This is a genomic window from Cellulomonas sp. C5510 (assembly GCF_019797765.1).
Lineage (GTDB): Bacteria > Actinomycetota > Actinomycetes > Actinomycetales > Cellulomonadaceae > Cellulomonas.
On the sequence record NZ_CP081862.1, the window covers coordinates 2614038 to 2627956 of the forward strand.

General features: G+C 74.4%; 10 protein-coding genes. All 10 read right to left on the reverse strand.

The window, feature by feature from the left end; all coding sequences use genetic code 11:
* Positions 1-448: 448 nt before the first annotated feature.
* The 10 genes from K5O09_RS12100 to K5O09_RS12145 all read right to left on the reverse strand — a co-directional run bounded on the left by K5O09_RS12100 (position 449) and on the right by K5O09_RS12145 (position 13820).
* Positions 449-952, reverse strand: a complete 504-nt coding sequence (locus tag K5O09_RS12100; RefSeq protein ID WP_222169781.1) for a phosphoribosyltransferase — start codon at positions 950-952, stop codon at positions 449-451.
* 31 nt (positions 953-983) lie between these two features.
* Complete coding sequence (locus tag K5O09_RS12105; protein WP_222169782.1) at positions 984-1508, reverse strand: DinB family protein; 525 nt, start codon at positions 1506-1508, stop codon at positions 984-986.
* A 54-nt stretch (positions 1509-1562) separates the two neighbouring features.
* Positions 1563-3806 carry a DNA primase gene (gene dnaG, locus K5O09_RS12110; protein ID WP_222169783.1) on the reverse strand — a complete coding sequence of 748 codons (2244 nt, stop codon included), beginning with the start codon at positions 3804-3806 and terminating at the stop codon, positions 1563-1565.
* A 76-nt stretch (positions 3807-3882) separates the two neighbouring features.
* A complete protein-coding gene (locus tag K5O09_RS12115) occupies positions 3883-5538 on the reverse strand; it encodes a methyl-accepting chemotaxis protein (RefSeq protein ID WP_370635440.1) in 1656 nt (551 codons plus the stop codon).
* 260 nt (positions 5539-5798) lie between these two features.
* The gene (locus tag K5O09_RS12120; protein WP_222169784.1) at positions 5799-7067 is read right to left on the reverse strand and encodes a deoxyguanosinetriphosphate triphosphohydrolase; all 1269 of its coding nucleotides are present in this window, start codon (positions 7065-7067) and stop codon (positions 5799-5801) included.
* A gap of 97 nt (positions 7068-7164) precedes the next feature.
* Positions 7165-8013, reverse strand: a complete 849-nt coding sequence (locus K5O09_RS12125) for an aminoglycoside N(3)-acetyltransferase (protein WP_255595364.1) — start codon at positions 8011-8013, stop codon at positions 7165-7167.
* On the reverse strand, positions 8010-9899 hold the full coding sequence (locus tag K5O09_RS12130) for a glycoside hydrolase family 13 protein (RefSeq protein WP_222169785.1): 1890 nt from the start codon (positions 9897-9899) through the stop codon (positions 8010-8012). The genes K5O09_RS12125 and K5O09_RS12130 overlap by 4 nt, the downstream gene beginning before the upstream one ends.
* Positions 9900-9901: 2 nt before the next feature.
* Positions 9902-10831 carry a sugar ABC transporter permease gene (locus K5O09_RS12135; protein ID WP_222169786.1) on the reverse strand — a complete coding sequence of 310 codons (930 nt, stop codon included), beginning with the start codon at positions 10829-10831 and terminating at the stop codon, positions 9902-9904.
* A 1-nt stretch (position 10832) separates the two neighbouring features.
* On the reverse strand, positions 10833-12482 hold the full coding sequence (locus tag K5O09_RS12140; protein ID WP_222169787.1) for an ABC transporter permease subunit: 1650 nt from the start codon (positions 12480-12482) through the stop codon (positions 10833-10835).
* 90 nt (positions 12483-12572) lie between these two features.
* A complete protein-coding gene (locus tag K5O09_RS12145; protein ID WP_222169788.1) occupies positions 12573-13820 on the reverse strand; it encodes a maltose ABC transporter substrate-binding protein in 1248 nt (415 codons plus the stop codon).
* Between the last annotated feature and the right edge of the window lie 99 nt (positions 13821-13919).

Consider the following 13919-nt stretch of genomic DNA (forward strand, 5'->3'; position numbering starts at 1 on the left):
GGCAAAGCGAAGCGAACGCAATCTTCCCCCTGGGACGAAGGGGCGCGACGTGCCCTGGTTGGCTGGAACATACAGCCGCCACCTAGGGGGACATTTGCGAGTTCCTTGGTTTCACCCGTTTGGCCCAACCTGGCCGGGCAAGCACCACGATCAATGGTGCGCGTCAAGCGCAGATCGCATGAACATGCCATTCTCTCCGAGCCTCGAAGATGCCCGGGAACGCACGGAGTAAGTCAGCAGGAAACGGTCGTCTCGCGCCGTCGCGACATGAGGACACGTGAGACGACGAACGGCGACCATCGTCAGGCCGCGTGTCAGCGACGCTGCGAATCAGGGAACCGCGCCACCGGACTTGGCCGGTGCAGAGCCTCACGGCTTCCGCGCGCGCGGCGGGCGCCAAGCCGCCGCCCAGCGGCTGACAGCCGCGGCCCGCGAAACGCCCCGTGGCTCAGGACACCGGCGGCAGCGCCGACCAGGGGAACGTGATCCAGCGGTCGGTGCGGCGCCAGACGTAGTCCGGTGCGACGATCGAGTGCGGCTTCGCGTAGAGCACGGCGGTGCGGGCCTCCTCGCAGTGCTCGGCGACCAGCCGCTGCACGAGAGCCAGGGTCTCCCCCGTGTCGGCGACGTCGTCGACGACGAGCGCCCGGCGCCCGACCAGCGCCGCGTTGTCGAGCAGCGGCGGCAGCACCACCGGCTCCGGCAGCCGGGCGTCGATGCCGGTGTAGAACTCGACGTTGAGGGTGCCGCACGCCTTGAGGCCGAGCGCGTACGACAGCGCACCGGCCGGCAGCAGACCGCCCCGCGCGACCGCGACGACGACGTCCGGCTCGAAGCCCGACGCGACGACCGCGCGGGCGAGGTCGCGGGCGGCCTCCCCGAACTGGTCCCAGCCGAGGATCTCGCGCTCGTCCGGCAGGTCCTGGCCGGGGGCGGCCTCCGCAGTCGTCATGGCGGTCAGCGTAGTGGCCCAGCCCCGGGCGTCAGGCCGCGGGGCCTGCGGTCTGCTCGACGATGCGGCGGACGTCGTGCAGGTGGTGCAGCGCGTCGTGGGCGTTGTTGCGCGCGACGTCCTCGGCGCGCTGCGGACCCCGCGTGACGTGGTCGAGGACGACCTGCGCAGCCAGGGCCGCGGTGACGGACTCCACCCACCACGGCACCACCCGCCGGAGGGCGCCCAGCGACGCCCCGACGGTCGCGTGCTCGTAGTCGAGCAGCTCACCCAGCGCGTCGGGGTCGTAGCCCGCGGCGGTGGTGCGCCCATCGCAGCGCGCCGCGTCGAGCCGGTACGCCCACGCACCCAGGTTGTCGGCGACGTGCCGCACGTACGCGGCGGTCGACCAGCCGAGGTCCGGGAGCCGCAGGGGCTCGGGGGCGGCCACCAGCACCCCGGCGAACCGGCCCGGCACCTCGGACACGGCCTGCACCGCGTCCTCCGCGGAGAGGTCCCAGCGGTGGCCGCACTCCCGGCACGGATCACCGAACCGCGCGGCACCCCACAGCTCCATCCGGGCACCGTACCGCTCACCCGCGTGCCCCGGTGGCCGGTCGTGGCGGGGCGGTCAGGCGCTCTCGCGCAGGGAGCGGCGGCGGTTCTCGTGGTCGAAGAGCTGCGCGGCGAGCGCACGGTAGCCGTCCGGGTCCTGCACGGCGTCCATGCGCTGCAGCCGACCCCGCAGGTCGGCGATGCGGCGGGTCAGCTCCAGCTCGACCAACGCCATGACGAGCCCGCGCGCGTACGTCGGCAGGCGGTCGGGCCGGTCCTCGGGCAGGGGCGCGACGGCGAGCTGGGTGACGAGCGACCGGACCGGCGCCGCTGCCTCCTCGCGGACGGCCTCGACCCAGCCGACGGTCGCGCCGGGCCCTCCGGCACCGACCCGCTCGCGTGCCCCGGCAGCGCCGCCGGCCGCCCGTACCGCGGCGTGCACGGCCCGGTACGCGGGGGCCGTGAAGGCCTCGGCCGGCAGGTCGTCGAACTCCGGCGGCACGAGGTCGGGCATCTGGAGGACGGCCTCGAGGGCGCGACGCTCCGTCGAGGCGACCGGGTCCCGGGGGTCGGGCATCGTCATGCGGGGCGCGGGCAGCGCCGTGCCCTCACCGCCGGGCCCGGACGACCCGGCCGCGTCGGCGTCGTGCGGCGGCTCGTGCCCGGGGTCGTACGGCTCGGGCGGGGGCTCGTCCCAGCGCCGGTCCTGCGACCGGCCGTCGCGGCGCCCGTCGCGCCCGTCCCAGCGTCCGCCGCCGGGCCGACCGTCACCGCGCCCGGGGCCACCGCCGTCGCGCCGCTGCCAGCGGTCGCCCGCCGCACGGGAGCCGCCGGGACCGGCCGGTCCGCCCCCGCCGCCCGACGCCCGCCCGCCGGCGACCCGGCCCGCGGGCACGCGATCCCCCGCGCGCTCGCCCCAGCCGCCGGACCGCGGCGCCTCGCGACCCGCGCCCCGCCCGCCGCGGGACGCCTGCTGCACGGCCCGCTGCACCGTCTCCACGTCCATGCCGAGCCAGCCCGCGAGCATCCGGGTGTACTCGGGCCGCAGCGCGGTGTCGCGGATGCCGCCCGGGATCGGCGCCGCGGCGCGCAGCGCGGCCACCCGGCCCTCGGCGGTGTGCAGGTCGAACCCCTCGAGCGTCGTGCGGATGACGAACTGGAACAGCGGCTGCCGGGACCGCACGAGCGCACGCACCGCGTCGGGGCCCTGCGCCTGCCGGAGCTCGCACGGGTCCATGCCGCCCTCGGCGACGGCCACGAACGTCTGCGCGCTGAACGCCTGGTCCTCGCCGAACGCGCGCATCGCGGCCTTCTGCCCCGCGGAGTCGCCGTCGAACGTGAAGACGACCTCGCCGCCGACGGACTCCCCCGACGCGAGCTGGATGCCGCTGCCCGCCCCGCCCGCGCCCATGAGCCGCCGCACGACGCGCGCGTGGTCGGACCCGAACGCGGTTCCGCAGGTCGCGACCGCGGTCCCGACGCCGGACAGGTGCATAGCCATGACGTCGGTGTAGCCCTCGACGACGACGACCTGCTTGTTCTTCGCGATCTCGCGCTTGGCCAGGTCGATGCCGTAGAGCACCTGCGACTTCTTGTAGAGCGCCGTCTCCGGGGTGTTGAGGTACTTCGGGCCCTGGTCCTCGTCGAACAGCCGGCGCGCGCCGAATCCGACGACGTCGCCCGTGACCTCCCGGATCGGCCACACCAGCCGCCCGCGGAACCGGTCGTAGAGCCCGCGGTTGCCCTGGCTCATGAGGCCCGTCGCGGTGAGCTCGGCCTCGGTGAACCCCTTGCCGCGCAGGTGCCGCAGCAGGGAGTCCCAGCCCTGCGGGGCGTAGCCGACGCCGAACTGCTCCGCCGCCGCGCGGTCGAACCCGCGCTCGGCCAGGAACGCCCGGGCGGTCGCCGCGCCGGGCGTGAGGAGCTGCTCGGCGTAGTACTCCGCCGCGACGCGGTGCGCCTCCAGCAGCCGCTGCCGTTTGCCGGGCTCGTGGCCCGGGCGCGGTCCGCCGCCCTCCTCGTACCGGAGCTGCACCCCGACGCGGCCGGCCAGGTACTCGACGGCCTCGGTGAACGGCAGGCCGTCGATCTTCTGGATGAAGTCGATGACGTCTCCGCCCTCGCCGCACCCGAAGCAGTGGTAGAGCCCCACCTGCGGGCGGACGTGGAACGACGGGGACTTCTCGTCGTGGAACGGGCACAGGCCCTTCATCGAGCCGACGCCGGCGGACTTCAGCGCGACGTGCTCCCCGACGACGTCCTCGATCCGGGCGCGCTCGCGGACGCTCTGCACGTCCTCCCGCCGGATGCGTCCCGCCACGGGGACGATCCTAGGTCCCCGCGGCGGGCGAGCCGCCGTCGTCCCCAGCGGGCCGACGGCGGCTCGTGCCCGGCGCTCAGTACCGGAAGCGGGACACCCGCGACTCGAGGTCGGCGGAGAGCTGTGCGAGCTCCACCACCGAGACCCCGACCTGCCCGAGCACGTCGGACTGCGAGGCCGCGGCGGAGGCGACGCCGGTGATGTTCGTGGCGATCTCCCCCGAACCCGTCGCGGCCTCGGCCACCGAGCGGGACATCTCGTTCGTGGTCGCCGTCTGCTCCTCCACCGCCGACGCGATCGTCAGCTGGTAGTCGTTGATGCTCGCGATGATCTGCGAGATCTCCCCGATCGCCGCCACCGCACCCGAGGTGTCGCCCTGGATCGCCTCCACCCGCCGGGCGATGTCCTCGGTCGCCTTCGCCGTCTCCTGCGCCAGCTCCTTGACCTCACCCGCGACGACCGCGAACCCCTTGCCCGCCTCCCCCGCGCGAGCCGCCTCGATCGTCGCGTTCAACGCCAGCAGGTTCGTCTGCTCCGCGATCGACGTGATCACCTTCACCACGTTCCCGATCTCCTGCGACGAGGACCCCAGGCGCGCGACCTGCTCGTTCGTCGTGGCCGCCGCCGACGTCGCCTGCCCGGCGACCTTCGCCGCCTGCGACGCGTTCTGCGCGATCTCCCGGATGCTGGCGCCCATCTGCTCCGCACCCGCCGCCACCGTCTGCACGTTGCGCGACACCTGCTCGGCGGCCGCCGCCACCACACCCGCCTGCGCCGACGTCTCGTCGGCGCCCGCGGAGACCTGGCTGGACGCCGCCGAGAGCTCCTCCGCCGCCGCGGCCACCGCCTGCGCGGAGTCGCGCACGCCGCCGACCGTCGCCCGCAGCGCGTCCTGCGCCTCACCCAGCGCGCGCGCCATGTCGCCGATCTCGTCCTGCGAGCGCACGACGGCGGCCACCGTCAGGTCGCCCTCCGCCATCGCCACCAGCGAGGTGCGCACCGCGGCCGCGGCCACGCGGATCCGCCGGGCGATCAGCACCGCCACCGCGATCGCCGCCACGGCGCCGACACCCAGCCCGATCCACGTCACGACGATGGCCTGAGCGGTCCGGGCCGCCACGTCGTCGGCCTCGCTCGCGATCGTCGCCGCGATCTCGTCCTGCACGGCCGCGACGCTCTCGACGAGCGCGGTGCCCGCCGCACCCGCGCCGCCGTCCCGGAGCTCCGCGAAGCCGGCGTGGTCGTCCGCCTCCGCCAGCGGCATGAGCTCCTGCTCGAGCATCTGCCGGTAGTCGCTCCAGGCGGCGGTGTACTCGTCCCAGCCGGACGGCACGGTGCCGAAGGACGCCCGGTAGGCCTGCTCCAGGTCACCCGCCGCCGCCTCGACCGCGCCGTACCCGTCCTCGATCTTCTGGATCTCGCCGTCCTTCGACCCCGCCGGGTACGCCGCCACCATGCCGGTGAGCATGCGGACGTTCCACAGGGCGGCCTGGAACCGCGACAGCGCGCCGTTGACGGTCGCGTCCGCCGTCGACATCGCGCTGGTCATCGTGCGCACCTGCGACATCTGCGTCACGGCGAAGCCGCCGACCGCCAGCGAGAACACGACGGCGACGGCGGCGACGCCGATGATCTGCGTGGCGAGCGGCAGCCGGCGGCCGGTGAGCGCGCGCCGGCGCGGGGACGGGTCGGACGGGGTCATCGGGGCAGCGGCCCGGGTCTCGGCAGTCACGGTGGGGCTCCAGAGGCTCAGCCCTCCCCCTGCGACCCGCGGCGCGGGCCCCTCTCGGGCTCTCACACCCCTCATCGGGAGCCCGGCCTCACCCGTGAGGACCACGCGACCGCCGCGGACGGGTGAAATGCCGACGATTCCCCCCCGGCGGCGTGCGTCCCCGCGGTACGGCCGCGTCAGCAGGTCTCCCAGCTCCCGCACCCGGCCGTCTGCCGCACCAGGTACACGCACGACGGGCCCTGGAGGTTGCGTTCGCCGCGTCAGTACCGCGGGGGCGGCGCGAGGCGCGCGTGCCAGGCCGCGGCTGACACGTCGGTGAGCGAGGCGACCTGGTCGACGACGACACGGAGCCGGGCGGCGTCGTCGGGGGCCGCCTTCCAGTCCGCGGCGAACGGGGGCTCGAGCGCGAGCGGCGCGCGCTCGGACAGCACGTGCACCAGGTCCGCGAGGATCTCCCGCTGCCGCTGGTACAGCGGCTCGAGCTCGCGCGGCGCCATCACGTAGGTCACGGCGAGGCCCTTGAGCACCAGGATCTCGGCCGTCGTCGTGTCGGGGACGATGAGGTCCGCGGCGTAGCGCGTCAGCGGGCCCGGCCCGTAGACCTCCCGCGTCGCGAGCTGGGCGGCGCGCGCGAAGCGCCCGATGAGCTGGCTCGTGGTGTCCTTGAGCGCCGCGAGCGCGCCGCGGGAGCCGTCGAACCCGGGGCGCCACAGGTCGGCGGCGACCAGCCGGTCCATCGCGGCCTCCAGGCCGGCCGCGTCGATCGCGTCGCCGTACCAGGTGCGGACGGACTCGGCGACGCGGGCGCGCTCGTCCGGGACGGTGAGCACCGCGAGGTCGAACCGCCCGCCGACCACGGCGTCCTCGACGTCGTGCACGGAGTAGGAGATGTCGTCCGCGAGGTCCATGACCTGCGCCTCGAGGCACTTGCGCTGCTCGGGTGCGCCGTCGCGCAGCCACGTGAACACCGGCAGGTCGTCCGCGTAGACGCCGAACTTGTGCGTCGGGCGGCCGGTCGCGGACAGCGGCCCCTCGCCGAGGCCCCACGGGTACTTCACCGAGGCGTCGAGGCTCGCGCGCGTGAGGTTCAGCCCCACCGCGACGCCGTCCGCCACGACCTTCGGCTCGAGCCGGGTCAGCAGCCGCAACGTCTGCGCGTTGCCCTCGAACCCGCCGATGTCGCGCGCCAGGTACGCCAGCGCCCGCTCGCCGTTGTGCCCGAACGGCGGGTGCCCGAGGTCGTGCGCCAGGCACGCGGTGTCGACGACGTCCGGGTCGCACCCCAGCGTCTTGCCGATCTCGCGCCCGACCTGCGCGACCTCCAGGGTGTGCGTCAGGCGGGTCCGCACGAAGTCGTCGGTCGAGGGGCCGAGGACCTGCGTCTTCGCGCCGAGCCGGCGCAGCGCCGAGGAGTGCACCAGGCGGGCGCGGTCGCGCTCGAACGGCGTCCGGGACCGCGACTTGGGCGCCTCGGCGACCCACCGCTCCCGGTCGGCGTCCACGTAGCCGTCGGGCTGGTCAGGGGTCACGGGCCCAGCCTATCGAGCGGCCGCGAGAGGCCGGGCCCTGGGCGGGCGGCGGCCCGCGCGGGCGGCACCCCGGGCGGGCGGCGTCCCGGCAGGCGGGTCAGCCTCGCCCGGCACCCGACCCCGGCCCGCCGGACCCGTCCGCACGCGCCGGCCGGGTGCGCGCGAACCAGGCGGCCGCGTGCGCGACGAGCGCCCGCTGGTCCATGAGCCGCGCCGTGGCCCGGCCGACGGCACCGGTGCGCTCGCGCCCGGCCGCCGCGAAGTCCCGCCCGGCCGCGACGAAGTCGCTGTCGTCCACCACGGGCTCGGTGAACGGCACCCACACCCGGCGGCCCCGCTCGAGCAGCGGGGCCGCGTTCGGGACGCGGGCGGTCGCCGTTCCGGAGCGCGCCTCGGCGAGGTGCAGGGAGGTGTTCTTGTCGTGGTCCACGCCGAGCAGCAGCACCTGGCCGTCGCGCCGGTGCACGGCCGACAGCGGCGACCCCTCCCCGACCGGGTCGTCCAGGTCGTGGCGCGCGACGACCTCGGCGGCCAGCGGCCCGCGCGCGGCGAACGACCGGTGCGGGTGCCCGGACCGCAGCGTGCCGGGCCGGGTGCGCACGGCCTCCGCGACGGCGCCCATCGACCGGCTCGGCGTGGTCCGCGGGTCGTACGGCGGCAGCGCCGCGCGGGCCGCCTCCCACGCGGCGCGCGGCACGCTCGGATCCGCCAGGTACGCCGGGTCGCAGAGCTGCCAGCTCTGGGTCGGCACCACGAGCGTGCCGTCCGGTCCGAGCGCGGTCTCGAGCGCGAGCGCCACGGCCTCGGCGCCCCCGACGACCCGCCCGAGCGAGGACAGGCTGACGTGCGCCAGCAGCACGCCCCCGGGCCGGACACCGAGCGCCCGCAGGTCGTCGACCAGCCGCTCGGGCGTGACGACGGGGCCGGCGCCCGGCCCCGCGGTCACGCCAGCCGCCAGACCTGCACGCCGGGACCGTCGCCGGGCAGGTGCACCCCGCCGGCGTCGACGCGCAGGTCGGCGCCGCCGTACAGGTTCTCCGCGCCGGACACGAGGCGCCCGGGCAGGGTCGCCCCGCGCCAGGGCGCCCGCGCGGCGAGCACCAGCACCCGCTCGTCCGCGGTCTCCCGCAGGTACGCGACGGCGTCGTCCTCGACGACGGCCCACCGCAGGCCGCCCTCGCGCAGCGCGCGGCTGGACCGGCGCAGGGCGATGAGGCGCCGGTACACGTCGAATGTCGCGGCGTCCCACCGGGGACCGCGGCCGGGGTCGCGGCCCTCGATGGCGTCCCAGGGCATGGGGACGCGGGCGTTCTCCCCGTTCCAGCCGGTCAGCCCGCCCTCGTCGCCCGCGAACAGCGCCGGGGTCCCGGGGTAGGTGAACAGCAGCCCCGCGGCGACCTCGACCAGCTCGCGGCTGCCGACCACCGTCCGCAGCCGCGGGGTGTCGTGCGAGCCGAGCATGTTCCACTGCGAGCGCGTCACCCGCCACGGCACGGTGGAGTCGAACTCCCGCATCGTCGCGACCGCGGACGGCCCGCTGCGGCGCGGGATCGTCGTCGGGATGCCGAGGAAGTCGAGCGTGGTCGCCGGGTCCACCAGCCAGGTCCACACCGGCTTGGTGAACGCGCCGTAGTTCATGTTGGCGTGCCAGCCGGCGCCCGTGAGGTCGCCGCCGGCGTCGTGGAAGTGCTCGCTGACCAGCACCGCGTCCGGGTTGGCGGCCGCCATCGTCGCGCGCACCGCACGCGCGACCTCGTGCGCGAAGTCGTCGCCGCCGAACCGGCCGGTCATGTTCGCGACGTCGATGCGCCAGCCGTCCAGGGCGTAGGGCTCGGCCAGCCACCGGGCGATCACGGAGTCCGGGCCGTCGACGAGGCGGCGGGCCAGCTCACGGGAGCGGTAGGACAGCTTGGGGAGCGACGGCACGTCGAGCCAGGCGGCGTACCCGCGCTCGGAACCGTCCCAGTAGTAGAACTCGCGCTCCGGCGCCGCCGGGTCGGCCGAGGCCCGCCGGAACCACTCGTGGGCGTCGCCGGTGTGGTTGGTCGTGAGGTCGCCGACGAGCCGCATGCCGCGGCCGTGCAGCGCGCGGCTCAGCGAAGCCAGCGCCTCGTCGCCGCCCAGCAGCGGGTCGACGTGCCCGAACGTGGAGGCGTCGTACCGGTGGTTGGACCGGGACGGGAACACGGGCGTCAGGTACACGGTGTCCACGCCGAGCCGCTGCAGGTGGTCGAGCCGCTGCTCGATGCCGGGCAGGTCGCCGCCGTAGAGCTGCACCGGGGTCGCCGGGCCGCGTCCGACCGGCTCCTCGTCCCACGCCGCGGGCACGGCCCAGTCGGGGAACGCCCGCTCGGTCCCGGACCGCGCGAACCGGTCCGGGAAGATCTGGTAGACCACCGCGTCGGACACCCACGCGGGCGCGCCGGGGTGCACGGTCAGCCGGAAGTCCCCCGCGTCGGTGACGTCCCGGTCGAACGCTCCCCGCCCGGTCAGCCAGCGGTAGCCGCCGGGCTCGTCGAGCAGCCAGCGGTACGACGTCACCGGGTTGTGCACCGGTACCTCGGCCACGTACCAGCGCTCGCCGCCCTCCTCGCGGTCGAGGCGCGCCGGCACGATGTGCGGCTCGGCGTCCCGGACGGTGCGCACCCACACGCCGCGCTCCGGCGTGCCGGCGGGCACCCGCAGGCGCACCGGGACGACGTCACCCAGCGACGGGACCTCCTGCGGCGCGAACAGCTCGCTGCCGTCGTGGTGCGGCACGTCCAGCAGGTGGCCGGCCGGGCGGGTGTCACGGCGCCGGGCGGGGGCGGGGACGGTGGTCGTGGTGGCCATGCTCATCCCTTCACGGAGCCGGCGGTGAGACCGGACACGATGTAGCGCTGCAGGAACTGGAACAGGAGGATCACGGGCACGGCGGCCAGCACGGCACCGGCGGCGAACACGCCCCAGTACTCCGAGAACCGCTGGCTGACGTACTGGTAGAGGCCGACGGCGAGCGTCTGCTTGTCCGGGTCGACGAGCACGATCGACGCGATGAGGAAGTCGGAGAACGTGCCGACGAACGACAGCAGGCCCACGACGGCGAGGATCGGCGCGACGAGGCGCAGGATGATCGTGAAGAACGTCTGGGCGTGGCTGGCGCCGTCCAGGGTCGCGGCCTCGTCCAGCTCGCGCGGGACCGTGTTGAAGAACCCGTACATGAGGTACGTGTTCACCCCGAGCGCCCCGCCGAGGTAGACGAGGATCAGGCCGAGCCGGCTGCCCAGGCCGATCGCCGGGAACAGGTCCCGCAGCATGACCATGAGCAGGAAGATCGCCACGTAGGCCAGCAGCTGCGGGAACATCTGGATCAGCAGCAGCGACAGCAGGCCGCCGCGGCGCCCGCGGAACCGGAACCGCGAGAACGCGTACGCCGCGCACGCCCCGAGGAACACGGTGCCGACCGCCGTGACGCCGGCGATGACGAGCGTGTTGACGAACCACTTCGCGTACGGGTGGACGGGGTCGGTGAACAGGTCGACGTAGTTGTCGAGCGCCACCGTGCCGAACAGCCGGTTCGACCCCGTGAGGGAGCCGCTGGGGTTCAGCGACGACGACACGATGTAGAGGATCGGGAAGATCGCGAACACGAGCGCCACGAGGGCGACGACGTGCCGCCAGCCGACCTCGCGCCACCAGCGGCGGGGCGACAGGCGCCGGGGTGCGTCGGGGGCGGTGCGGGAGCCGCGGGTGCCGCGGACGGCGGTGGTCTGGTCGGTGGCCATGTCAGCCCAGCTCCTCGAGCGCGCGGGTCTTGCGGAAGCTGATCGCGGAGACGGTCGCGACGATCAGGAAGATGAGGATCGAGATGGCGCAGGCCAGGCCGTACTGCCGGTTCACGCCGCCGAACGCGATCTTGTAGACGAAGGTGATGAGGATGTCGCTCGCCCCGACGTCGACCGGCGCGGACAGGTCCTGCGGCCCGCCCTCGGTGGTCAGGTAGACGACGTTGAAGTTGTTGAAGTTGAAGGCGAAGCTCGAGATCAGCAGCGGGGCGGTCGACACCAGCAGCAGCGGCATCGTCAGCGACCGGAACATCCGCCACGGCTTCGCACCGTCGAGCCGTCCCGCCTCGTAGACCTCGTGCGGGATCGACTGCAGCGCCCCGGTGCAGATGAGGAACATGTACGGGAAGCCGAGCCACAGGTTGACGGTGAGCACCGCGACCTTGGCCAGCACCGGGTCCGTCAGCCACGGGATCTCCGCGCCGCCGAGCAGCGTCTGGTTCACGAACCCGAAGTCGCGGTTGAGCATGCCGCGCCACACCAGGGCGGACAGGAACGCCGGGAACGCGTACGGCAGGATCAGCAGCGACCGGTAGACCGTCCGGCCCCGCACGCGCCAGTCGTTCAGCGTGATGGCGAGGAACAGGCCGAGCCCGAAGGTCAGGACGACCGAGCCGATCGCGAACCCGAAGGTCCACAGCAGCACGCCGACGAACGGGCCGCGCAGCGAGGGGTCGGCCAGCACGCGGGAGAAGTTCTCGAGCCCGACGAACACCCGCCAGCCGGTGCCGAGCGCCGTGCCGTCCTCCGCGACGAAGGACCCCTCGGTCTCGTCGGCCGTGTACACGGTGCCGGTCGTCGTGTCCGTGATCGTCCCGGCGGCCTCGTCGTAGACCATCGTGGAGGCGTACACGTAGCCGGCGGAGCCGTCCGTGGTGCGCAGGCTGCCGTCGTTCGGGTCGTCCGACAGCGGCACCCGCATCGCGAACACGTCCGACTGCCGCGCGACGACCTGCGCGAAGTCGAGCACGTCGTACCCGTCGAGCGCCACGGCCCGGCCGCCCTCGACGTCGGCCCCGTCGGCCGGCTCCAGCGGCTGCTCGGTCGCGCCGACCAGCGCGTCCCCCTCGGGGTCGACGACGGCGAAGGCCAGCTCGTCGCCGCGCGTGACGACCGACAGGGCGTAGGTCGGCGAGTCCGGGACGCGGGCCTCGTCCTGCACGAGGATCGCCTCGACGGCGTCCTCCCGCGTCGAGTTGTGGCCGTCGCCGTAGTTCGTGAACGCCGTCCAGCCCGTGTAGGCCACGACGAACACCTGGTAGACGAGCAGGAAGACCAGCCCGGGCACCAGGTACTTGCCCGGCACGGCACGGCGCGAGAAGTAGACGAGGTTGACGACGAGCAGCGCCGCGACGAGGAACGCCAGGACGCCCCACTGCTGCTGCGCCGCGGACGCCAGGACCCCGTACACGCCGAGCGCGTCGACCAGGCCGACGAGCACGAGCTTGACGACGAAGCCGGCCGAGAACGTCTGGGCGCCGATCCAGGTCCGCGGGCCCCGGGGCCCGTCCGGGCCGGCGGGGCCGGCGGACGGTCCGCGGGCCGTCCGGGATCGGGGGGACGCCGCGGGGGGCGTCGTCGTGCGGCTCATGCTCACTCCACGCTGAGGGGGTCCGACGAGGGGGTGCCGGGCGGGCGGCGCACCGCCCGCCCGGCGGGGCCGGTCAGGCCGCGGGGCCGGTCAGGCCGCGGCGATCTTGGCGGCGATGGACGCGCACATCTGCGTCCACATCTCGCCCGGGTCGCCCTGCTGGTTGATGATCGCCACCTGCGTGGCGCCCCAGTCGGACCAGACGGAGTCCATCGCGGGGATGGACGGCATCGGCACGCCGTTCTTGCCGACCTCGGCGAAGCCCGCGACGACCGGGTCGTCGGCGATCGTGTCGACCGCCGCGCTGAGCGCCGGGGCGCGGCCGCCGGCCTCGTACAGCGCGAGCTGGACGTCCTCGGTGCCGAGGTAGTTCACGACGAACTCGTTGGCGAGCAGCGCGTTCTCGCTCTTGGCCGAGATGAAGAAGCCCTGGACGCCGACGAACGGCTGCGACTCCTGGCCGCCTGCCGACGGGATCGGCTCGATGGAGACGTCCATGCCGGCGTCCACGAAGTCGCCGACGTTCCACGGGCCGGTGATCATGTACGGCGCCTGGCCGGCCAGGAAGGCCTCCTTGGCGATGTCGCCGGAGACCGTCGTCTTCAGCACGCCCTCGGCGCCGAGCTTGCCGACGTACGCCGCGAACGCCCGGCCCTGCTCGGTGTCCATCGCGAGCTGCGAGCCGTCGTACGCGCCGGTGTCGTCGGTGGCGAACACCGGGGCGCCGAACGACGTCTGCAGCGGGTACAGGTGGTACGGGTCACCGGTGGTCTCGTCCTGCTGGATCAGGACCGAGTGCTCCGTGCCGGCGGCCTTGGCCTGCTCGACCAGGGCGTCGAACGTGTCCGGCGTCGGCTCGCTCACCAGCGCGTTGTTGCGCACCAGGCCGATGTTCTCCACCGAGTACGGCAGGCCGTACAGCGTGCCGTCGTAGCTCATCGCGTCGATCGCGACGTCGAGGAAGTCCCCGGCCTTGTCGCCGAGCTCGATCGGCGCGACGACGCCGTTCTGCACGAGCTTCCCGAGCCAGTCGTGGGCGCCGACGATGATGTCCGGGCCCTGGCCGGTCGGCACCTGCGAGATGAAGTCGTCGCGGATGTCGCCGAAGTCCTTCTGGACGAACTTCACGGTCACGCCGGTGTCGGCCTCGAAGGTCTGCGCGACCTCCTTGACCGGGCCGGACCGCGTGTCGTCCACCCAGACCGTGAGGGTGCCGGCGGACTCGGCCGGCTTCGTGGGCTCGTCGCCGCTCGCGGGCTCGTCGCCGCCGCCCGAGCAGCCGGCGAGCACCAGGGACAGGCCCAGAGCGGTCGCCAGCACGGGGATGCTCCGTCGCATCGTCGTCTCCGTATCGCAGGAAGGTTGCCGGGCGGCAGCTGTGCCGGCCACGGCTTGACGGGGCTGGACGCTAACGCCGATCCGACCGGCTTCGCAAGG